Origin of the sequence: Epilithonimonas arachidiradicis (genome assembly GCF_003610695.1) — a bacterium.
Lineage (GTDB): Bacteria > Bacteroidota > Bacteroidia > Flavobacteriales > Weeksellaceae > Epilithonimonas > Epilithonimonas arachidiradicis.
The window spans coordinates 155,518-176,749 of sequence record NZ_RAQH01000006.1 but is presented as its reverse complement, the minus strand read 5'-3'; the positions used below and the strand labels follow the sequence as shown (position 1 = coordinate 176,749).

20 protein-coding genes and 1 riboswitch are annotated in these 21,232 nt (G+C 35.6%); of the genes, 16 read left to right on the top strand and 4 right to left on the bottom strand.

Annotated elements, in window-relative coordinates:
- Nucleotides 1-34: 34 nt before the first annotated feature.
- Nucleotides 35-225, top strand: a riboswitch (cobalamin riboswitch).
- Nucleotides 226-249: 24 nt separating this feature from the next.
- The 9 genes from BXY58_RS11275 to rimM all read left to right on the top strand — a co-directional run bounded on the left by BXY58_RS11275 (nt 250) and on the right by rimM (nt 9,375).
- Entirely contained in the window at nt 250-2,064 is a 1,815-nt protein-coding gene (locus BXY58_RS11275) for a TonB-dependent receptor plug domain-containing protein (protein WP_185140473.1), read from the top strand.
- Between the two features lie 20 nt (nt 2,065-2,084).
- A complete protein-coding gene (locus BXY58_RS11270; protein WP_120213961.1) occupies nt 2,085-3,116 on the top strand; it encodes a YncE family protein in 1,032 nt (343 codons plus the stop codon).
- Between the two features lie 159 nt (nt 3,117-3,275).
- A complete protein-coding gene (locus BXY58_RS11265) occupies nt 3,276-4,535 on the top strand; it encodes an NAD(P)/FAD-dependent oxidoreductase (RefSeq protein ID WP_120213960.1) in 1,260 nt (419 codons plus the stop codon).
- Nucleotides 4,536-4,611: 76 nt separating this feature from the next.
- Nucleotides 4,612-5,286, top strand: a complete 675-nt coding sequence (gene trmD, locus BXY58_RS11260; protein ID WP_120213959.1) for a tRNA (guanosine(37)-N1)-methyltransferase TrmD — start codon at nt 4,612-4,614, stop codon at nt 5,284-5,286.
- Between the two features lie 90 nt (nt 5,287-5,376).
- Entirely contained in the window at nt 5,377-5,826 is a 450-nt protein-coding gene (locus BXY58_RS11255; protein WP_120213958.1) for a GreA/GreB family elongation factor, read from the top strand.
- 112 nt (nt 5,827-5,938) lie between these two features.
- Nucleotides 5,939-6,451 (top strand): nitroreductase family protein, encoded by a 513-nt coding sequence (locus tag BXY58_RS11250; RefSeq protein WP_120213957.1) that lies wholly within the window; start codon nt 5,939-5,941, stop codon nt 6,449-6,451.
- A 29-nt stretch (nt 6,452-6,480) separates the two neighbouring features.
- On the top strand, nt 6,481-7,773 hold the full coding sequence (locus tag BXY58_RS11245) for a cryptochrome/photolyase family protein (protein WP_120213956.1): 1,293 nt from the start codon (nt 6,481-6,483) through the stop codon (nt 7,771-7,773).
- Between the two features lie 408 nt (nt 7,774-8,181).
- Nucleotides 8,182-8,754 (top strand): 30S ribosomal protein S16, encoded by a 573-nt coding sequence (locus tag BXY58_RS11240; protein WP_120213955.1) that lies wholly within the window; start codon nt 8,182-8,184, stop codon nt 8,752-8,754.
- A 78-nt stretch (nt 8,755-8,832) separates the two neighbouring features.
- A complete protein-coding gene (gene rimM / locus BXY58_RS11235; protein WP_120213954.1) occupies nt 8,833-9,375 on the top strand; it encodes a ribosome maturation factor RimM in 543 nt (180 codons plus the stop codon).
- A 7-nt stretch (nt 9,376-9,382) separates the two neighbouring features.
- Here rimM and BXY58_RS11230 read toward each other — a convergent pair whose 3' ends face one another.
- The 4 genes from BXY58_RS11230 to BXY58_RS11215 form a co-directional block, all read right to left on the bottom strand.
- Nucleotides 9,383-11,026, bottom strand: coding sequence for a serine hydrolase domain-containing protein (locus BXY58_RS11230; RefSeq protein ID WP_120213953.1), 1,644 nt, complete (start codon nt 11,024-11,026; stop codon nt 9,383-9,385).
- Between the two features lie 170 nt (nt 11,027-11,196).
- A complete protein-coding gene (locus BXY58_RS11225; RefSeq protein WP_120213952.1) occupies nt 11,197-11,997 on the bottom strand; it encodes a helix-turn-helix domain-containing protein in 801 nt (266 codons plus the stop codon).
- Nucleotides 11,998-12,234: 237 nt separating this feature from the next.
- On the bottom strand, nt 12,235-12,933 hold the full coding sequence (locus BXY58_RS11220; RefSeq protein ID WP_147366841.1) for a hypothetical protein: 699 nt from the start codon (nt 12,931-12,933) through the stop codon (nt 12,235-12,237).
- Nucleotides 12,934-12,956: 23 nt separating this feature from the next.
- On the bottom strand, nt 12,957-13,892 hold the full coding sequence (locus tag BXY58_RS11215) for an XRE family transcriptional regulator (RefSeq protein ID WP_120213950.1): 936 nt from the start codon (nt 13,890-13,892) through the stop codon (nt 12,957-12,959).
- A 105-nt stretch (nt 13,893-13,997) separates the two neighbouring features.
- Between BXY58_RS11215 and BXY58_RS11210 the strand changes: the two genes are divergently transcribed.
- The 7 genes from BXY58_RS11210 (at nt 13,998) to rpoN (ending at nt 21,198) form a co-directional block, all read left to right on the top strand.
- Complete coding sequence (locus BXY58_RS11210) at nt 13,998-14,684, top strand: LA_2272 family surface repeat-containing protein (protein ID WP_120213949.1); 687 nt, start codon at nt 13,998-14,000, stop codon at nt 14,682-14,684.
- On the top strand, nt 14,681-15,280 hold the full coding sequence (locus tag BXY58_RS11205) for a CDP-alcohol phosphatidyltransferase family protein (protein WP_120213948.1): 600 nt from the start codon (nt 14,681-14,683) through the stop codon (nt 15,278-15,280). The genes BXY58_RS11210 and BXY58_RS11205 overlap by 4 nt, the downstream gene beginning before the upstream one ends.
- Before the next feature lie 110 nt (nt 15,281-15,390).
- A complete protein-coding gene (gene asnS / locus BXY58_RS11200; protein WP_120213947.1) occupies nt 15,391-16,839 on the top strand; it encodes an asparagine--tRNA ligase in 1,449 nt (482 codons plus the stop codon).
- A gap of 82 nt (nt 16,840-16,921) precedes the next feature.
- The gene (locus tag BXY58_RS11195; protein WP_120213946.1) at nt 16,922-17,140 is read left to right on the top strand and encodes a DUF2683 family protein; all 219 of its coding nucleotides are present in this window, start codon (nt 16,922-16,924) and stop codon (nt 17,138-17,140) included.
- Complete coding sequence (locus BXY58_RS11190) at nt 17,128-17,421, top strand: type II toxin-antitoxin system RelE/ParE family toxin (RefSeq protein ID WP_120213945.1); 294 nt, start codon at nt 17,128-17,130, stop codon at nt 17,419-17,421. Before BXY58_RS11195 ends, BXY58_RS11190 begins: the two co-directional genes overlap by 13 nt.
- Nucleotides 17,422-17,507: 86 nt before the next feature.
- Nucleotides 17,508-19,580, top strand: a complete 2,073-nt coding sequence (locus tag BXY58_RS11185; RefSeq protein WP_120213944.1) for a M13 family metallopeptidase — start codon at nt 17,508-17,510, stop codon at nt 19,578-19,580.
- A gap of 154 nt (nt 19,581-19,734) precedes the next feature.
- Nucleotides 19,735-21,198 (top strand): RNA polymerase factor sigma-54, encoded by a 1,464-nt coding sequence (rpoN, locus tag BXY58_RS11180; RefSeq protein ID WP_120213943.1) that lies wholly within the window; start codon nt 19,735-19,737, stop codon nt 21,196-21,198.
- Nucleotides 21,199-21,232: the final 34 nt, after the last annotated feature.

Here is a 21,232-nt window from a genome sequence, read left to right as displayed (position 1 = left end):
TTTTTAAAATACATCAATCCTAATTTAATTATATTTATCTTTGCCGCACTTTGGTTTCCGAGTTTTATTCGGGATTAAAAGGGAACGGAGTGTAATTCTCCGACTGTCCCCGCAACTGTAGATCGTGATAAAAGATTTTGTAATCTCGCCATTGTCCGCCAAAAGCTGATGAGAAGGCACAAAATCTGCGAAAGTCAGGAGACCTGCCAATGTTAATTTAAATAGATGCTTTCGGAGGAAGGGCAGGTTATGAAGAAACGTATATTAACATTCTTTTTCATTGGTTTGATGCATCAGGTTTCCGCCCAGGAATCGTTGATTGATACTGTATTTATTGATAATCAATTCAGTAAAGTTTCAAAAACGGCAAAAATATCAAATCTTAATACCGATAAAATTCTTGAAAATTCTACGTCTTTATCGGATTTGCTGAGATTTCAGTCCAATGTTTATATCAAAGAAAATGGGCGAGGCGCGACGTCATCACCTTCATTCCGTGGAACAACAGCTTCACAAACAGCTTTTGTATGGAATGGTATCAATATCAATTCGATTTTTCTGGGGCAAGGTGACATTAATAATATGAATCCTTTGAGCTACGAAAATGTCGGAATCAAATTCGGAGGCGGAAGTGTGATCTACGGAAGCGGTGCGATCGGCGGATCTATCCACCTTAACAATAGATTGGATTACAATAAAGGCTTCGGCGGAACAATTTTCACAGAATACGGTTCTTTTGAAACGAACAATTCTCTGGTTAAGGGGAAATTCAGCAATGAGAATTTCAGTTTCAATGTCAACATTAATCATTCGCAAAGCAAAAATGATTTTGAAGTTCCTGAAAAAAAATTCATCAACCGAAACGGCGAATATCAGAATACAAGTTTCAATCTTGGCCTGGGTTATAAAATCAATCCGAACAATGAGTTCTACTGGCAAAGCCAACATTATGATAGTGATCAGCACTACCCCATTTTTTCGGAAAATCAAACTAAAACCAAATATCTCGTTCAGACATTCCGCAGTCTGGCTGGTTGGAAATTACATTCAGGAAAATTTAAAAATAATTTGAAGCTGGCTTATCTGGAGGACAATTTCCAGTATTTTGGAGATATTAATAAAAGTAAAACCAGCGGTGGAACCGGGAAACAGTATATTATCAAGAATGATTTTGACTTCTTAGTTTCGAAAAACTCGACTTTCAACCTCATCACAGAATATCAATATAACGAAGCGGAAGGTTTTGGCTCCGGCATCAAAACTCCGAAAAGAAATTTGGGAAGTTTTTCTTTGCTTTACAGAAATTCCCAATCTGAAAAGTTCTATTGGGAACTGGGTGCTAAACAGGATTTTGTAGAAGGTTACAAGAGTCCGTTTCTCTTTTCTGCAAGTGCAAAATATCTCGTCAACAGCTGGTATCAAAGCTCAATTAATATTTCAAGGAATTTCAAAGCCCCAACTTTCAATGATCTGTATTGGGAACCCGGCGGAAATCGGGATTTGGTTCCGGAAACTTCTTATCAGGCAGAGATGTCGCATTATTTTAGCTATCACAATTTCAAACTGGGAATTACGCCTTATTACATCAAGATGACCGATATGATCCAATGGGTTCCTGTAACTCCTGCCATCTGGTCTCCAAAGAATGTAAAAAAAGTTGATTTTTATGGCTTGGAAACCGAACTGTCTTTTAATAAAAATTGGAACAATCATAAGGTTGACGCGAAGATTAGCTATTCGCACACCAGATCTGTAGATTTGGAAACCAAAAAGCAGCTAAGTTACGTTCCGTTTCATCAGATCAATTTCAACAGCAGTTACCAATACAAAACCATTGGATTATTTTTCCAGGCTTTGTATAACAGCAAGCGTTACGTTGATGACAGTGAAATTAATTATCTGGAGAATTATTTTGTTCTCAATGCAGGAATCAGCTTCAGTCCAACAAAACATTTGCAGTTAGGATTTAAAATCAATAATCTAACTGATGAAGTCTATCAAACAGTTAATTATTATTTTATGCCGAAAAGAAATTACGCTGTCAATCTTAACCTGAATTTTTAAATAAATAAATTTTTATACATATGAAAATCAACAACCTTTTAACTTGTTTTTTTGCATCAGCATTATTGTTGGTTGCTTCTTGTAATGATGATGACTTTGATTTCGAAAATCAGGAAAAGTCATACAGTGGAATCCTTGTTTCTAATGAAGGTAACTTCGGAACGCCTAGCGGTGATGTTTCTTTTATCCCGACCGATTTTTCTACAATAGAAAACGGAATCTACAAAAAAGTGAATAATGCCGATCTTGGAGATGTTGTTAACAATATTGGATTTTCCGGAGACCAAGCCTATATTGTTGCTAATAATTCTAACAAAATCGAAGTTGTCAATCGTTTCAGATTCAATAAAACGGCAACTATTACGGACAATGTAAAGCAGCCACGTTACATTACTTTTGCGAACAACAGTTTTTATGTTACAAACAGCACCTATATGGGAGACCAATATGTTGCAGTTTATAATTCTGCCAACAATAATTTCGTAAAAAAAATAAACTTTACGGACACAGTAGAGAGAATTGTTTCCGCTGGTAATAAGGTTTTTGTTCAGCATGCTTCTTATGGATTTGGAAATAAAATTTCGGTTATCAACAGCGCAAACGAAGTAGAAAAGCTTATTACACTTCCACACGGACAGATCACTAAAACTGTTTCAGTTGACAATGTGGTATATACATTAACCAATGATTATGTGGATACTTATCTGTATCAGATCAATGCTGCAGGAGAAATCACAAAAGAAACCAAATATGCAGGAATTCCAAATGGTGAAAACCTGAGTGTTGAAAATAGCAAAGTAGTTTTCAATTCGAAAGGAAACGTTTATGTAACCGATTTATCAAGCACATCTACGCCTGTTCCTACCTTTACGATTGCTCCGTTTACAGATTATTCTACAATCTATACTTTGGAAGTGCTGAATGGTAAAATTTTCATTTCCGATGTTAAGGATTATAAGGAAGCATCAAAAATTTCTGTTTATTCACTTACTGGTAACCTTGAAAAAACTTTTTCAGCAGGTATAATTACCGGTGGTTTTTACAAAAATTAACTTTTCATCATTTGTGTTTTTAGACCCCTGTCGGATTTATTTTCGGCAGGGTTCTTTTTTTATTTTAAATGACAGAAATCATTGTTTTAATTAATTTTAAGCATAATTTTTGATGAATCTAAAGCAAAATAAAAACCTTAATTTTATAAAAAAATCACAATGAGGGAAAAGATCGTCATCATCGGAGGAGGTTTTGCAGGTTTGCAGCTTGCCCGTCATCTTAACAACAATCCCAAATATAAAGTAATGGTCATTGACAGGATGAACCATCACATGTTCCAGCCATTATTTTATCAGGTTGCAACCGGGCGTATTGAACCTTCCAACATCTCTTTCCCCTTCAGGAAGATTTTTCAGAAATCGAAAAATATCCAGTTCCGGATGACGGATATCAAAAAAATCATTCCTTCTGAAAACAAAGTTATTGGAGAGGATGGCGTGTTCACGTATGACAAATTGGTAATTGCGACAGGTTGTAAAACCAATTTCTTTGGCAATCAGAAGATGCAGGATTTGGCTTTAGGAATGAAGAACACACAGGAAGCCATTACCATCAGAAATCACATTTTGATGACTTTCGAAAAGATGATTATCGAAAGGAAATCCAGCGATGACGGCAACTGGAATCTTGTGATCGTAGGTAGCGGACCAACCGGTGTGGAACTGGCGGGCGCTTTTTCCGAGATGAAAACCTACATAATGCCACGAGATTATCCGAGAATGAATTTTTCTGACCTCAACATTATTCTCATCAGTTCCGGTGATAAACCATTGGAAGCAATGAGCCAGGAATCTCAGGATGCTGCGGAAAAATATCTGATTCAGTTAGGTGTGAAATTTCTGAAAAATGAACGTGTAACAGATTATGACGGTGACAAAATCTATATGCAAAGCGGAAACTCGATTCCGACCAACAATGTGATTTGGGCAGCAGGCGTTACTGGAAATATCATTGACGATTTCAATAAGGAAAATCTTGTGAGAAACAGATATATCGTGAACAGATTTAACCAGGTGAAAGGTTACGATAATATCTTCGCAATCGGTGATATTGCCTATATGGAAACGCCAAAATATCCGCAAGGTCATCCTCAGGTTGCGAATGTTGCTATTAATCAAGGAAAAAATCTTGCTAAAAATTTCAAGAAAAATTCAGAAAAAGATTGGCAGGAATACGAATACATCGACCGGGGTTCTATGGCAACCATAGGAAAGCACAGAGCCGTTGTCGATCTTCCGAAATTTAAATTTCAAGGATTTCTTGCTTGGTATTTCTGGATGTTCTTACATTTGATGCTGATTCTGAGCGTCAGAAATAAAATCGCGATTTTCTTCAACTGGATGTGGAGCTATTTTAATAAAGATTCATCCCTAAGATTGATTATTGCACCGTCCAGAAAAAACCCAACAGAACAATAACATAAATGATTCTTGATGAATGATAAATGATTACAATTCATCGCCTATCATTTATCATCTATCAATTATAACAGCTATGCGAATCGATATCATCAGCGTACTTCCGGAACTTATGGAAAGTCCTTTCAAAACGTCAATCCTAAAAAGAGCGATGGAAAAGGGGCTGGCAGAAGTTCATTTTCATAACATCAGAGACTGGAGCGTTGGGAAACACCGCCAGATTGATGATGAACCGTACGGCGGCGGCGCAGGAATGATTATGATGGTGGAACCATTGGACAAATGTATTTCCGAACTGAAATCACAAAGAGACTATGACGAAATCATCTATCTAACGCCTGACGGAGAAACGCTCAATCAAAGAATCGCAAATACGCTTTCCATCAAAAAGAATCTGATTTTTCTTTGTGGCCATTACAAAGGCATCGACCAAAGAGTTCGTGATTTGCACATTACCAAAGAAATTTCTATTGGCGATTATGTTTTAACCGGCGGAGAATTAGCCGCTTGTGTTTTAGCAGACTCTGTTATCAGATTATTGCCCGGTGTTTTGAATGACGAGCAAAGTGCTTTGACGGACAGTTTTCAAGACGACCTTTTATCTTACCCCATCTATACCAGACCAGAAACTTACAAAGGTTTATCGGTTCCTAAAATTTTATTGAGCGGTAACTTCGGCGCCATCGAAGAATGGCAACACGATGAGGCAGTAAGAATCACAAAAGAACGTAGACCAGACCTTTTGGAATAATTAATGATACAATCAAAATATGACCTTTCTAATTTCTAGAGAGGTTTTTATTTGTTTTTAAAATCATTATCTTTATTTAAAATTGGATGTATGCAGAAGACAGTTTATGATAAAAGTGAATTACGGAATTTTGTGAACGACTCTCTCTCGGGGAAAGTTAAAACTTTGGAGTTTTATCTTAATTTTTCTTTGGAAGCCAGCCGGGACATCAAAAAGACATCAAAATATGATTCGATAAGAGAAGAGATTCAAGAAGAGATTTATCATTTGGACAAGCAAATGGTTTCTCTGAAAAGTATGCAAACTCAAATGCGAAAAGTCCTGAACTCGGAGTCTGATGTCGTAAAGCTGGGTTCGCTTGTCATTACCAACAAAGCACGTTTTTATATTTCTGTTTCTTTGGGAGAGTTTTTCTTTCAGGGCGACCGTTTTTACGCCATCTCTCCAGAAAGTCCAATGGCCCAAACAATGATGGGAATGAAACCCGGTGATTCTTTTATCCTCAATAGAATCAGTCAGGAAATCGTAGAAATATTTTAGAGATGGAAGCTTGAAGTTGGATGATGGAAGTTTTCCCCAACTCGAATCTTTTTACTTTATTCTTTTTTCTTAAAACTTTTACCTTTCGCCTTTCTTCCCGTATCTTTGAACTATGGAAAACGCAACAATTCTAAAACATATTATAGAAGAGCGCAGAAGCATCTTCCCAAAAGATTACTCGGACAAAGAAATCCCACAACATATCATTGACGAAATTCTCAGCAATGCCGTTCTCGCTCCAAATCACAAACGTACAAAACCTTGGCGCTTCAAAGTTTTCAAAGGAGAAGAAAAACAAAATCTAGGATGGGAGCTTCAAAATATTTACAAAGAAGTGACACCAGAATTTCAGTTTTTACAAAAAAAATACGATGATATTGGTTTTAAAATTTCAAAAGCTAGTGCTGTGATTTCGATTGTGGTTGAATTCAGCGGATTAGTTCCAGACTGGGAAGAGATTGCAGCAACGTCTATGGCCGTACAGAATATGTATCTCACGTGCACTGCTCACAGAATTGGCTGCTATTGGAGTTCTCCAAAAATCGTAAACAACTTGAAAGATTCTTTGAAAATTGAAGAGAATCAACAATGTTTGGGATTGTTTTATCTGGGAAGTTTGGAATAATTTTTTATTGATTGATTATAAAATTATCAATGCAAAAAATCTCAATATTCTGGTTTCGGCGAGACCTCAGATTGGATGACAACAAAGGCTTGTCCGAAGCTTTGAAATCTGATGAAAAAGTAATTCCAATTTTTATTTTTGACAAAGGCATTCTTGACCTTTTAGAAGATAAAAACGACCGGCGAGTCGATTACATTCATCAGTCACTGGAAAAAATCAATACAGAGCTGAACGAGACTGGAAGTTCTCTTCTCACTTTTTATGGAAAACCTTTGGAGATTTTCAAACAATTACAGAAGGAATATGATATCCAATCGGTTTATTGCAACAGAGATTATGAACCTTCGGCAATCAAAAGAGATGATGAAATAAAGAATTTTCTCCAATCAAAAAATATTGAGTTTTTCGATTTCAAAGACCAGGTTATTTTTGAAAAAAATGAAGTTGCAAAAGATAATGGCGAACCTTACACCGTTTACACGCCTTATTCTAAAAAGTGGAAGAAACTACTTTCGGAAAAGGATTACAATACAAACAAACTGAAGAAAGATCAATTTCAAAAACTACCAAAGAAGAAAATCTTAAGCTTAAAGGAGATCGGATTTGAAAAAACAGATTTGGAATTTGAAGAACCAAAACTGGAATCTAAAATTATCGATACTTATGATGAAAAACGAGATTTCCCTGCTTTGGACGCCACGACACATTTGGGAATTGCGTTGAGATTTGGAACAACTTCGATTAGGAAGTGTGTGAAATTTGCTTTGAGTCATAACGAAACTTGGCTCAATGAATTGATTTGGAGGGAATTTTTTATGCAGATCCTTTTTCATTTTCCGAAAGTGGTGAAGCATTGTTTCAAGGAAAAATATGAAGATATCCAATGGCGCAACAAGGAATCTGAATTTGAGAAATGGTGCAACGGAGAAACTGGTTATGCTATTGTGGATGCCGGAATGCGACAACTGAACCAAACCGGAAGAATGCACAACAGAATCCGAATGGTAGTTGCCAGCTTTCTTACTAAACATCTTTTGATTGACTGGCGTTGGGGCGAAGCTTATTTTGCGAAGAAATTATTGGATTATGATTTGTCCGCCAACAATGGCAACTGGCAATGGGCGGCAGGTTGTGGTTGCGATGCCGCGCCATACTTCCGGGTTTTCAATCCGGATGAACAGACAAAGAAATTCGATAAAGATTTGAAATACATCCGAAAGTGGAATCCTGATTTTGATAAAAGTGTTTTGGATGACAGAATCGTTGAGCATAAATTTGCAAGAGAACGGGCTTTAGAGACTTATAAAAAAGCTTTGAGCTGATGTTTTTCTCAACCACAAAAGACACAATAGTTTTTTTTATAAGCACTTAAGTGAATTATTTGATTTTTAATTTAGTTCACATAAAAGCACTTCAATTTTTGGAATTTCGATTTTGAGTTTTATTAATTTCTATGGTTTGATAAATCTTGGATTGAAAAACAAAATCCATAGCCCTGATTGCAGTGGAAATCCTTTTTTGCGTGGACTTCGAGAATCTCAGTCTGACAAAGCGTGATGCAAAAAAGATTGCATCTGAAAGCAGGTTCCCGGCTCCTGAATATTGAAAGTTTAAGTTCTATGTTTAAGGTTTTTAGATTTTTTAATTCAGGCTATTGAACATCAAACTTTTTTTATATCTTTGCAAACTCAAACATTTAACCGGGACGTGTTCCCACAAATTTAAAATTTATGTCAGTAAAAATCAGATTACAAAGACACGGTTCGAAAGGGAAACCTTTCTTCCACATCGTAGTTGCGGATGCAAGAGCTAGAAGAGATGGTAGATTCATCGAAAAATTAGGTACTTACAACCCAATTACAAACCCTGCAACTATCGACTTGAACGTTGATTCTGCTGTAAAGTGGTTAAACAACGGAGCTCAACCAACTGATACTGCAAGAGCTATCCTTTCTTACAAAGGTGCTTTGTACAAAAAACACCTTCAAGGTGGTGTTGCTAAAGGTGCTTTTGACGAGGCTGAAGCTGAGAAGAGATTCGCTGCTTGGGTTGAGGCAAAAGATGCTAAAGTACAAGGAAAAGTTGAAGGTTTATCAACTGCTAAAGCTGATGCTAAAAAAGCAGCTCTGGAAGCTGAAGCAAAAGTAAACCAGGCAAGAATTGATGCTGCTGCGAAAGCTGAGGCTGATGCAAAAGCTGCTGAAGAGGCTGCTAACGCTCCTGCTGAGGAAGTTGCAACAGAAGAAGCTGCTACTGAAGAGCCAACTGCTGAGGCAGAAGGAACTGAAGAAACTCAGGCTTAATTCTTTAACAAAAGATACAAAACAAAGACACGAAGTTTTCGTGTCTTTGTTGTTTAATAAAATTCATCATCGGAAATAATGAGAAAAGAAGATTGCTATTTTTTAGGAACGATTACCAGAACACACGGTTTGCAAGGGAATGTGATTCTGAAACTGGACACAGACCAACCTGAGATGTACAACAAATTGGAATCGATTTTTGTGGAAGTCAATGGTCTATTGGTTCCTTTTTTTGTGGAAAAACAATCCTGGTCCAAAGCGGACACCAAAATTATTTCTTTCAAGAATTCTTCCGAAGCCTTGGTGAATCAATCGCTTGGAAAAGGTGTCTATCTTCCGCTTTCTACACTCCCTCCATTGACGGGAAAAAAATTCTATTATCACGAAGTCATTGGTTTCGAAATCCGAGAAGCGGATGGAAAAACTTGCGGCAATATTGTTTCTATCAATGACCAGACTGCTCAGAATTATTTCATCCTTGACCTTGCCGGAAAAGAAATCATCATTCCGATTATCAGAGACTGGATTCTGGAAGTGAATCGTGAAGAAAAATTCATCAAGATGTTTTTACCGGAAGGTTTGATGGATGTGTTCTTGATTCCTTCTAAAAAAGACGAGTAAGAAATCACTAATTCAAAATAGCAGGCAACAGATATTCCTGAACAATTTTATCAGCTTGAGAATGAGCGTAAGGTCTGTTATAAGCTTTTGCTGTGATAACTATTACAATGGGAAGATCTTTAAAAATGATAATTTTGTTTCCACCATTTCCGCTGGATTGGTAAGATTCAAAACTTTTGTTTCCGACTTTATAGACTTTTCGCCAAAACAAGTAACCGTAACTTTCTGATTCTTTGTTATCAGCAAAATAATTGGTGAAAGATTTCTGAATCCAATTTTTGTCTAAAATCTTCTTTCCGTTCCAAGTTCCATTATTTTTGTAAAGCTGTCCAAACTTAGCAAAATCCAAAGCCCGCATTCGTAATCCGCCTGCTAGAGAAGGTTTTTGTTGAGGCGTGAATTGCCATTTGTAATTTGTGATTCCAAGTGGTTGAAATAGTTTTTTCTCTGCATAATCCTTTAAACCGTTCGGAACAGATTTGTCCAGAATATCTCCGGTAACAACAACGCCGGCCGTGAAATAATGCCAAATTTTTCCAATCTTATTCTCAGTCATTGGCAAATCCAAAGTAAATTTCACCCAATTATCTGTTGGATACATATTCTCCTCATTTCCAGCAGAATCATAATCTTCGTCGTTTCCGTCAAAAGCAGAACTCATTGTCAATAGACTTTTAAGCGTGACACTATCTTTTTTCAAAGAATAATTTTTGAATTGTTTCAAATCATAGAAATCTTTCAGAGTTTGATTTTCATTTTTAATGTAACCATCCTTGATTGCAATTCCCATCAAAGCTGAAGAAAAAGATTTCCCAACCGAACGTGTGTCATTCAGACTATCTCTTCCGTAACCGTTGAAATATTCTTCCAGCAATAATTTATCATCTTTAATCATAACAATTCCCGTAATTTCTCTGAATCTATTTTCAGCAATTTTTTGATTGAGAAGTCTGATTTTTTCTTGGTTGATTTTCTCATCAGAAACTTTCCAACCGCTGTTTGGTTTGATTTTTTGAACTGCGATTTGTTCTTCAGGAACATTCTTTTTCGGAACAATTAATTGGATTTCTCCTGATGCAATCACATTTCCAACTTTCAGAGTTGAAGTTTTCAGATATGGTTTGATTTCGATTTTCAAAGTATGGTTTCCAGCATCCAAAGCGTCCATTCCGCCATTTGCAAAGAAAAACCTCATCCAAAGATATCTTCCCCAAGAATCTTCATTTTTCGTATTCAGAAACGGAATCCTAAAATTGGTTTTAATTTTTTTATCTTCCATTTTTCCCGCTCCGGAATTTAGATTTTCGGTATAAATCAATTTTCCGTCAACATAGAAACTGAATTGGTAATTTCCTTTTTTAACTAATTCATCAATGGTCAAAGAATTATCAAGCTGATGAAGATAATTGACCAAAGAATTATCCAAAAAAACACGAACATCAAAATCTTTATCTTCCTGAAAAGTCATTGTTTTAAGAAAATCAGACTCCTGGAGATTTTCAATTGAAACTACTTTATCTAAAAACAGAATCTGGTTCAAATGCTTTTTCTGAATGGGATTTTCGATTTTTTCAGGCTCAACGATATTTTTAGTTTGACTTTGAGAAAATCCGAAGACGAAAATCAGGAGAAATAAAAAAGTTGATTTCATTGTAAATTTTATCTGACAAAATTAGACTTTGAATTCCGGAAAAAATAGAATGAAATTAACATCGATGAAATTAACCACAAAGGCACAAAGATTTTCACAAAGAGCACAAGCATTTTGATAGTTGAAGAAATCACTAAAACTTTTGTGACTTTTGCAGGAAAACGAAAAATTTATTTCAGAATATTTTTAAATTTCAACGGTGTAATTCCGATATTTTCTTTGAAACATCGGATAAAATGACTTTGGTCTGCAAATCCGCATTCCAAAGCAACTTCAGACAAAGAATCATTTTGATTTAATAAAATCAATGATTTTTCGACTTTCAGTTTTCTGATATATTCGCCCAAATTACAATGGAAATATTTCTGAAAATCCCGACTGAGATGCATCGGATGAATATTCAGAGTTTGGGAAAGTTCTGTTAGATTTAATTTATCCGTAAAACTTTCGTGAAGAATTTCATCGATCTGATTAACCCAAATCGGTTTCTTTTCAGAAGAGCTTTTCTGATTGGACAATTGGCTAAAAAGATTCAATAAAGTTTGATTAATACTCAATTCAAAAGAATTATCATTCAATTTTGATTCTTTGAAAATCTGGTAAATCAATAATTTGAAAACTGGATTTTTGATATTGAAACTGCCTTCCAAATTATCCTTTGAAACCTGAAACTTTCTAAACCATTCTTCCGTAATTTCGATATGAAAACCTCTGGTGAAAATGTCCGGTTTGATGTTGTAATGCGCGTCTTCCCAATGATGGTAAAGCAAAGTTCCGACAGAGCAATCGTATATTTCTTTCTTATTCCCTTCCGTCATATTTCCCTGAAGCAAAAACGTAAAATAAGGATTCTCGTGATAATGCCAATCGACGTAAGGATGCGTGTATTCGGTATCCGTAATGGTCAATCCATCAAAGTTGAGCTTTTCATTGGTCTGTCCAAAAAATTCGCCATTACGAAGGTTTTTCATTATAGTTTTTGTTTTAGATTATCAATTTGTTCATACATTTTATTAAAAAACAATCTTGTATCACAATCTTTCTAGCAAGGAAATCACCATTCCATTCAGATTAGGGTTTGGAAGTGAACTGTCTAGGAGTAATTTATCAAAAATGTTTTGTCACAAGGTTTGATGAATGTTTTTTTTGGCGCCTTCTAAAAAGAATAAGTAAATAACGTTTTTTTGATAAAGCGATTGTTTATTTATTCATTTATTTTTTTTGTAATTTTCTATCGAATTAGTCCATTTTTTTGTTCTCGCCTCCCATTTCTGTTCATCCCAAAACCATTTACCTGGTAAGGAAAATAAACATAAACCTAAATAATAAATGGTTCCCAAGCAAATGGCTGTTTTGGGTTCATCCAGGAAAAGTCCGCCGTGTGTTTTGGCTTCAGCATAGCCGATTCTTTCAAGATTAGCTTCATTTAATCCTAATTCTGGGATGAGCGATGAGCCAAGCACAACTCCAAATACAAGGAAAAAATAAAACATTGCCGCAAAAACAGATCGCCCAACTTGCTTTTGTTTCATATCTTCATTTACATTGAAAAAAGCAAAACGCATCCTGTTGAATACCGCAATCATATAAATGTATGTTACCAAATTATCTCCACCAATTATTTTGTTGAAAGCCCAAGCAAATAATCCATAAAAGGGAGCAAAAACTATCAACGAAAGCCATTTTGGCATTATAGCCATTAATACACCAGAGTGGATCATAACGAACTCGAACCCCATCAATCCTGCCATTTGGAAAATACTTGTAGCATCGCCAATTTGCGGATTACTCCAAAGCATATAATATTTGAATGCCATAAATCCCATCATCAGAAAATCGGCAAAAAGCAAGCTTGGCTCTATGGTTTCGAGTATGGAGTTAGAAGATTGTGATGTTGTTTTTTTCAAAATAAGTGTTTTTTTAATAGCATTTAAAGAAATTGTAATTTCGTTTTCAAATTTTCTATTTGAGTTTGCATTCTATTGAAAAACAGCTTTCTGTCTCTATTTCCAGCTGTGTTCAGAGATTTACAGTTTTTAATTTGATGTTCAAAATAATTCAAAGTTTCCTTACAGGTTTTTGTATCGTTTGTCAATAGATATCCAAACATATTACAAGGAATCGCCATTGTGGACTGCGAACCATTCGAGATAAAAATATCATTGGAAAGATGAACCAACTCGTTCTGATAAATCTGAAAACGAGGATTAGTTTCCGTTTTGTTTTCTATGTAATGAATCAAATCATCCAGTTCTGAAAGTATGTTTACAGCATCTTCTTTTTTGAGAAGTCCAATTTCAAAATAAAAGGAAACCTGAAGTAAAATACTTGAAATTGTCATATCATTCCAAAGCTCTATTACATTTTGTCCTTCATAAATCTCTCTCAGAATTTTAGTTTTTGAATTAAATTGTTGTGGCTGGAAATCCTGAAACGGAATAAAAACCTGTTTGGAATTAAGCAAATTCATCCAAACATAGATTTTGAATCTCGACAATAACGTATCTGAAACAGTATAAAAAAACGGAATATCCTTCGCAGAATAATAAATTACAGAATTCTCCGAAAACTGAATAGCATTCAAAATATCTAAAGTATTATCAAAAAACGAATGTAAATCCTCAATTTTATTGACTGCTTTCGTCTTCTTAACCAAAAGATTATCCGTATTTTCTAGAAATCTATCCAACGAAATGTTGTAAAACTTCGCAAGCTGTAAACTTTCTTCCAACGAAAATTTGGATTTCATCGAGGTTCTTCTGTGCGCTGCGTCGTAGCTGATGTTGAGGACATTCGCCAACTCATCATTCAGAGATTTGTCTCCGATTTTGTTTCTGATCTCTTTCAATAAAAGTTCCTGATACACCTTTTGCGATTTTCACAAATTTAGAAAAAAATATTAATTCATTTCCGCATTTATAAAGTTGGGATTCGGAAATAATTTTGTCTCATCAATTTTAAATTAATTGCTATGAAAACGAAATTATTATTACTGTTCATTTATATAAGTACAATGTCTTATGGACAAAGTAAATCTGATAGCATTAGTATAATAAGGTTCACACCAATTTCTCAAAAAATTAACAATGTAAATGGATTGGCAATTGGATTAGGTTTGGATGAAGCCTACGAATCACTTGGTAATCAAAACATTAAAAAACCTAAAATCATTAATGGACTAAATTTAGAAATCAATCCATTGGCAATTGTCTGGATTTGCTTTTATAAACCGGATAGATTTCCCGGGAACGAAACATCGATTGTTAATGGCGTCAATATATCTTTTGGCGGTTTCTTAAAAAACACAAGTCACAACGGAATAAATTTTTCGGTCTATAATAATGGAAGAAAAATGAATGGAATATCCTTCACATTTTTCGGAACTTATGTAGAAAGCCTGAACGGTTTCTATTTCTCCTGCTTCGGTAATTCAGCAAAAGTAGGAAGAGGAATTTCAATTTCTGGACTTAATGAAATCAATGATTTTAAAGGTTTTCAAGTTGGATTAGTTAATGATTCAGATAAACTAGAAGGTGTTCAATTTGGATTAATCAATAAAAGTAAAACCGGAAAAAATATCCAGATAGGACTTTGGAACAAAAACGAAAAGCGACAATTACCAATCATCAACTGGAACTTTAAAACTAAAAAATTATGAAAACAATTCCTTATTTATTAATTCTACTAAGATTTCTCTCAGCAATTGCCATTCTATATTTAGGATATTTTGTTGGAGAAAAATCAAGGACTATAATTTTATTTCTAATGTATTTTGGATTACTGACTGATATTTTTGATGGAATTATCGCCCGAAAAGTTGGTGTTTCATCCGAAAAATTAAGAAGGTTGGATAGTCAAACGGATTTAGTCTTCTGGCTGGCAATCGGATTTTCGACTTATTGGCTAAATTCCGAAATCATCAAAGATCACTGGAAAAGCATTTCTTTGATTTTCGGAATGGAAGCGTTGTGTTACATTATCAGTTTTTGGAAATTCGGGAAAGAGACCTGCACGCACGCTTGGCTTTCCAAATTTTGGGGACTGAGTTTATTATTAGCTTTCACATTTTTGATAGGTTTCAGCACGGCAAATTGGGCATTTTATTTATGTCTGATTCTCGGATTAATTTCTCACATTGATGTCATTTTAATCATTTTGATTTTACCGATATGGCAATTCGATGTTCCGAGTTCTTATCACGCGTGGAAAATCCGTCAGGGAAAAAGTATTAGAAAATCAGTTTTATTGAATTGATTTGATATAAAAGATAGAAACTCTAAATGTAATTAAGGACTTACAGCGATTTTTCCTAAATTTGCACTCACTTAATTTTAAAACAGAAACTTCACAAAAGTTTTACTAAAATGAAAAGACAGACTATTAAAGACCTTTTGGCAGATTACAAAAAAGTATTGCATCACGACATCACCGTTCAGGGTTGGGTTCGTGCGTTTCGTTCCAATCGCTTTATCGCATTGAATGACGGTTCTACGATTAATAATTTGCAAATTGTAGTAGATTTTGAAAATTTCGACGAAGAAACTATCAAGAAAATCAATACTGCTTCGTCTTTGAAAGTTGTAGGTGAAGTTGTGGAAAGTCAAGGTGCTGGTCAAACGGTGGAAATCATCGCTAAGAAAATTACGGTTCTTGGAGATAATTTCTTTGACGAATTACAGGCAACCATTCTTCAACCGAAGAAACACAGTTTGGAGAAATTGCGTGAGCAGGCCCATTTGAGATTCAGAACCAATTTGTTTGGTGCCGTTTTCAGAGTACGTCACGCTGTGAGTTTTGCGGTTCATCAATTCTTCAACCAAAATCAGTTTTTCTATATCAACACACCAGTAATTACGGGAGCTGATGCAGAAGGTGCCGGAGAAATGTTCGGCGTTACGAATTTTGACCTTGATAATATTCCAAAAACAGAAGAAGGCGATATCGATTTTTCCCAGGATTTCTTTGGTAAGAAAACCAGCCTGACGGTTTCCGGACAATTGGAAGGTGAAACCGCGGCAATGGGATTGGGAAGAATTTATACTTTCGGACCAACGTTCCGTGCAGAGAATTCTAACACAACACGTCACTTAGCTGAGTTCTGGATGATTGAGCCGGAAGTTGCTTTCAACAATTTGGAAGACAATATTGATTTGGCAGAAGACTTCTTAAAATATGTGATTAAATATGTTTTGGACAATTGCAAAGACGATTTGGAATTCCTTGACAAACGTTTTGAGGAAGAGCAAAAATCAAAACCAGAAAAAGAAAGAGCAAAAGAAGGTCTTATCGAAAAGCTGGAAAATGTGATTGCAAAAAGATTCAAGAGAGTTTCTTACACAGAAGCAATTGAAATCTTATTGAATTCTAAAGAAAACAAAAAAGGAAAATTTCAATACCCTGTTGAGAAATGGGGAACCGATTTACAGTCTGAGCACGAGAGATTCTTAGTTGAAAAACATTTTGAAAGCCCAGTTGTTTTGTTTGATTACCCGAAAGAAATCAAGGCTTTCTACATGAAACTGAATGATGATAACAAAACCGTTGCAGCAATGGACGTTCTTTTCCCAGGAATTGGAGAAATCATCGGCGGTTCTGAAAGAGAAGCAAGACTGGATGTTCTGAAAACGAAAATGGCAGAAATGCACGTTGATGAAGAAGAACTTTGGTGGTATATGGATACGAGAAGATTCGGTTCTGTGCCGCACGCTGGCTTTGGATTAGGATTGGAAAGATTGGTGCTTTTTGTAACAGGAATGACCAACATCAGAGACGTGATTCCTTTCCCAAGAACACCGAAAAACGCAGAGTTTTAAGCATTAACTTGAATATAAAAAGTAAAATTCCTTCAGTTTTAATTGAAGGAATTTTTTATTAACTTTGATAAAAATTGAACTGATGGAAAATTTAATCATTTATCCTGAAAACCAAAAACAACTTCAGATTCTGAAATCTCTTTTAGAAGAAATGAAAATCAAATTTAAAAGTGAAGAACAAGCTGAAGAACTTCTGGATTGGCAAAAAGAAAAAATATTAAAGGGAATCTTAGACATTAAAGAAGGAAGATTTTCTTCTAATGATGAAGTGAGTCAAAAAGCAAGAGAATGTATAAAGTAATTTGGTCAGATGATGCAGAATCAGATTATTATAGCACACTTATTTTTTGGACAAAACATAATAAATCAAATTCATATTCGAAAAAATTGATTGCAGATGTGGAAAGAAAAATAAATTATCTGATACAAAATCCAAATTCAGGAATTACAACAAATTTTCACAATACTTATAAAGTTCCTATTCTAAAATATTTTTCTCTTTATTATAAAATATCAGAACAAAACATAGAAATAATAGCTTTCTGGGACAACCGAAGAAATCCCGACAACCTCGAACTATAAAATCCCTTTCATTCTTGAATGGGATTTTTTTGAATACCGATAAAATTTAAAATTACTAGATTTGAAAATATAAAAATAAATCTTTAATGAAAAAGTTAAGCATTTACCTGATGACAGTCGGCGCCACCTTTTATGTTGGCAGCACTGTCACGGCACAGAACAGAACCGCAAACCAGAAATCCGTACAAACCAACATGTCAAAAGATGAAGGCATCAACCTTTCCTATATGGACACTAGTGTGAGACCTCAGGATGACTTCTATAATTATGTGAATGGTGGCTGGATGAAAACCGCAGTGATTCCTTCTGACAAGCCAAGTTGGGGTTCTTTCAACGCTTTGAGAGAGGATGTGGATGTGGCATCTTTGGATATTCTGAACAAGGTGCTTTCAGAGAAATTTGCACCCAATTCTGAAGGCGAAAAAATCCAGGCATTGTACGGCACTTTCATAGACTGGAAAAAACGAAATGCAGAAGGCATCAAGCCTATCAAATCTCAGTTAACGAAAATTGACGCCATTAAAAACGTCAAGGATTTACAAAAATATCTTATCGAAGCTACACCCTCAGGAGATAATCCTTTTTATGGATGGCGAGTTAGTGCAGATATGAAAAATTCCGTAATGAATGCGGTTTATCTGGGTGGACCAAGTTTAGGTTTAGGCAAAGATTACTATCAAAAAGTAAATGATGCCAATACCAAAACTTTAGCTGAATATAAAAACTACGTTGCCAAACTTGAGACGGTTTTGGGCAACAAAAATCCTGATGCAACAGCTCAGCAAATTGTTGATTTCGAGAAAAAACTGGCACAAGACCTTTTGACTCTGGAACAAGGTCGTGATGCGAATTTGCGCTACAATCCGAAAACCGTTGAAGAATTAAAACCTTTGGTGAAAAACATCAACCTTCCGGATTATCTTAAAACGGTTGGCGTTAACACAGACAAAGTGATTATTGGCGAATTGAAATATTATCAAAATATGGATTCTTGGATGACAGACAATAATATTGGACTCATCAAAGAATATATGAAGTATGATCTTCTTAACAACAATGCAAGCAATCTGGACCAGAATCTGGACAATATCCGCTTTGATTTCTATTCCAAATATCTGCAAGGTCAGCAGGAGCAGCGTTCTATGGAAAAACGTGGACTTGGAGTAATCAACGGCGTTTTAGGAGAAGCTTTTGGAAAACTTTACGTTGAGAAAAATTTCCCAGCGGAAGCCAAGCAAAAAATGGAAACGTATGTAGATTACATCAAAAAATCATTCAAACTCCACATCGAAAATCTTGAATGGATGTCGCCAGTAACCAAGGAAAAGGCATTAGAAAAACTGAACAAATTCAAAGTGAAAATCGCTTATCCGGATAAGTGGAAAGATTATTCAAAATTAAATCTTAAACTCGCATCCAATGGCGGAACCTATTTTGATAATCTCGAGAAAATCACAGAATGGATGTATGCAAAGAATCTGGACAAAGTAGGAAAACCTGTAGATAAGACGGAATGGGGAATGTCGCCACAAACCGTAAATGCCTATTATAGCTCTTCGAATAACGAAATTGTCTTTCCGGCAGCGATATTGCAACCGCCGTTTTTTAATTTCAAAGCCGATCCTGCTGTTAACTTTGGCGGAATCGGTGGTGTTATAGGACACGAGATTTCTCACGGATTCGATGACAGCGGTTCCCGTTTCGACGGCGATGGAAACCTGAACAATTGGTGGACAGACAGCGACAGAAAAAACTTTGATGAAAAAGTGGGAAAGCTGGCAGCGCAGTATGATAAATACGAACCAGTGAAAGGAAGTTTCGTGAATGGAAAATTCACTAGTGGAGAAAACATTGGAGATCTAGGCGGAATTAATGTCGCTTACACAGCTTTACAAATGTATCTGAAAGACCACGGAAATCCTGGAAAAATTAGCGGTTTGACACAAGATCAAAGATTCTTTATGAGCTGGGCAACCGTTTGGAGGACCAAATCTACAGACAAGTATATGACCAACCAGGTTAAAACCGATCCGCATTCGCCGGGATATTACAGAAGTTTTGGACCACTGGTGAATATGGATGCATTTCAAAAAGCATTTGACATCAAGCCTGGGGACAAATTGTACGTAGCTCCGGAAAACCGAATCAAAATCTGGTAAATAAAAAACCTTCAGACCGCAATCTGAAGGTTTTTTATTTTACTAACTATTTAACTTGAAAACAATACATCAAAAATCGTGCTAAACTTGTTGTTTTTAAAAAATATTTTTCTAACTTCGTAAAGTTGATCATTAAATTGACAATTGAAAAATTATGCTAAAGCAAAATCTACAACTTAAACTCGGTCAAAAACTAGCGCCTCAACAGATCCAATTGATGAAGCTGATACAACTTCATACTTTGGAGTTTGAAGAGGAATTGGAAAGAGAACTGGAAGAAAACCCCGCTTTAGAAAAAGTAGCGGATGAAAATGCGGAAGAAGACTATTCCAAAGCAGACGAAGAATACGAAAGTGAGGGCAATGAAAGTATCGAAACAGATTTTGATGTTGATGAGTATCTTTACGATGACGAACCAAGCTATAAAACCGCAAGCAGTAATTATTCCGCCGATGATGAAGAATTTGACAATCAGTCCCTTTTAACAGAAGGTCAGACACTTTACGATTATCTCTTGGAGCAAATTCGGCTTTCTAACATTGATGAAGAAGATTTGAAAATTGCAGAATATATTATCGGAAACCTTGATACAGATGGCTACCTTAGAAGAGAAATCAAATCCATCGTTGATGACCTAGCATTCTCACAAGGTATATATACAACTATCGAAAAAGTAACCGATATTCTTGAAAATTATGTTCAAAAACTGGATCCGCCAGGTGTTGGCGCAAGAGATCTGAGAGAATGCCTTCTTTTGCAGATCGAGAAAAAAGTAAGCTCTGACTCCGCGGTAATTTTAGCAGGAAACATCCTGCGAAATCAGTTTGATGCATTAGCAAATAAGCATTACAATAAAATCCTTCAGAAGTATGACATCGAAGAAGAGGATCTGAAAGAAGCTTTGGACGAAATCTCAAGATTATCGCCAAAAGTTGGAGGAAACTTTGATACACAAACGATCACTATTAACCAAGAGATCATCCCGGACTTTGTGATTCAAATCAAAGACAACCAGGTTATTCCTTCTTTGAATAATAAAAATGCGCCAACTCTAAGGGTTTCTGAAGAGTATAAAGAGATCCTATCAACTTATTCTCACGATAAAAATTCTGCAGAACATAAGCAGGCAGCACTTTTCATCAAACAAAAACTGGATGCTGCAAAATGGTATATTGATGCAATCAACCAAAGACAAAATACACTACTGCAAACTATTACTGCGATTGTGAAACTTCAGAAAGATTATTTCCTGACCGGCGACGAGAAAAATATCAAACCGATGATTCTGAAAGATGTTGCCGACATTACAGGCTTCGATATCTCGACCATTTCCAGAGTCGTAAAAAGCAAATATGCAGACACACCTAACGGAATTGTTTATCTTAAAAACCTGTTTTCTGATTCATTAACCAATGATGATGGCGAAGAGGTTTCTACAAAAGAAATCAAGCAACACTTGCAAGAAGCTATTGACAAGGAAAACAAGAGAAAACCTTATACGGATGATGCTCTTGTGGGAATCCTGAAAGAAAAAGGCTACAACATCGCAAGAAGAACCATTGCAAAATACCGCGAACAACTGAATATCCCGGTAGCAAGATTAAGAAAAGAATTATAAATCCAACCTCGAATTATTTCGAGGTTTTTTATTG

Excerpts from the sequence above, each read along its gene's own strand:
- rimM (WP_120213954.1), top strand. The coding sequence starts at position 8,833 with ATGAGAAAAGAAGATTGCTATTTTTTAGGAACGATTACCAGAACACAC.
- BXY58_RS11245 (WP_120213956.1), top strand. The coding sequence starts at position 6,481 with ATGCAAAAAATCTCAATATTCTGGTTTCGGCGAGACCTCAGATTGGAT.
- BXY58_RS11270 (WP_120213961.1), top strand. The coding sequence starts at position 2,085 with ATGAAAATCAACAACCTTTTAACTTGTTTTTTTGCATCAGCATTATTG.
- BXY58_RS11185 (WP_120213944.1), top strand. The coding sequence starts at position 17,508 with ATGAAAAAGTTAAGCATTTACCTGATGACAGTCGGCGCCACCTTTTAT.
- BXY58_RS11275 (WP_185140473.1), top strand. The coding sequence starts at position 250 with ATGAAGAAACGTATATTAACATTCTTTTTCATTGGTTTGATGCATCAG.
- rpoN (WP_120213943.1), top strand. The coding sequence starts at position 19,735 with ATGCTAAAGCAAAATCTACAACTTAAACTCGGTCAAAAACTAGCGCCT.
- BXY58_RS11190 (WP_120213945.1), top strand. The coding sequence starts at position 17,128 with ATGTATAAAGTAATTTGGTCAGATGATGCAGAATCAGATTATTATAGC.
- BXY58_RS11195 (WP_120213946.1), top strand. The coding sequence starts at position 16,922 with ATGGAAAATTTAATCATTTATCCTGAAAACCAAAAACAACTTCAGATT.
- BXY58_RS11230 (WP_120213953.1), bottom strand. The coding sequence starts at position 11,026 with ATGAAATCAACTTTTTTATTTCTCCTGATTTTCGTCTTCGGATTTTCT.
- BXY58_RS11225 (WP_120213952.1), bottom strand. The coding sequence starts at position 11,997 with ATGAAAAACCTTCGTAATGGCGAATTTTTTGGACAGACCAATGAAAAG.
- BXY58_RS11265 (WP_120213960.1), top strand. The coding sequence starts at position 3,276 with ATGAGGGAAAAGATCGTCATCATCGGAGGAGGTTTTGCAGGTTTGCAG.
- asnS (WP_120213947.1), top strand. The coding sequence starts at position 15,391 with ATGAAAAGACAGACTATTAAAGACCTTTTGGCAGATTACAAAAAAGTA.
- trmD (WP_120213959.1), top strand. The coding sequence starts at position 4,612 with ATGCGAATCGATATCATCAGCGTACTTCCGGAACTTATGGAAAGTCCT.
- BXY58_RS11255 (WP_120213958.1), top strand. The coding sequence starts at position 5,377 with ATGCAGAAGACAGTTTATGATAAAAGTGAATTACGGAATTTTGTGAAC.
- BXY58_RS11205 (WP_120213948.1), top strand. The coding sequence starts at position 14,681 with ATGAAAACAATTCCTTATTTATTAATTCTACTAAGATTTCTCTCAGCA.
- BXY58_RS11210 (WP_120213949.1), top strand. The coding sequence starts at position 13,998 with ATGAAAACGAAATTATTATTACTGTTCATTTATATAAGTACAATGTCT.
- BXY58_RS11250 (WP_120213957.1), top strand. The coding sequence starts at position 5,939 with ATGGAAAACGCAACAATTCTAAAACATATTATAGAAGAGCGCAGAAGC.
- BXY58_RS11240 (WP_120213955.1), top strand. The coding sequence starts at position 8,182 with ATGTCAGTAAAAATCAGATTACAAAGACACGGTTCGAAAGGGAAACCT.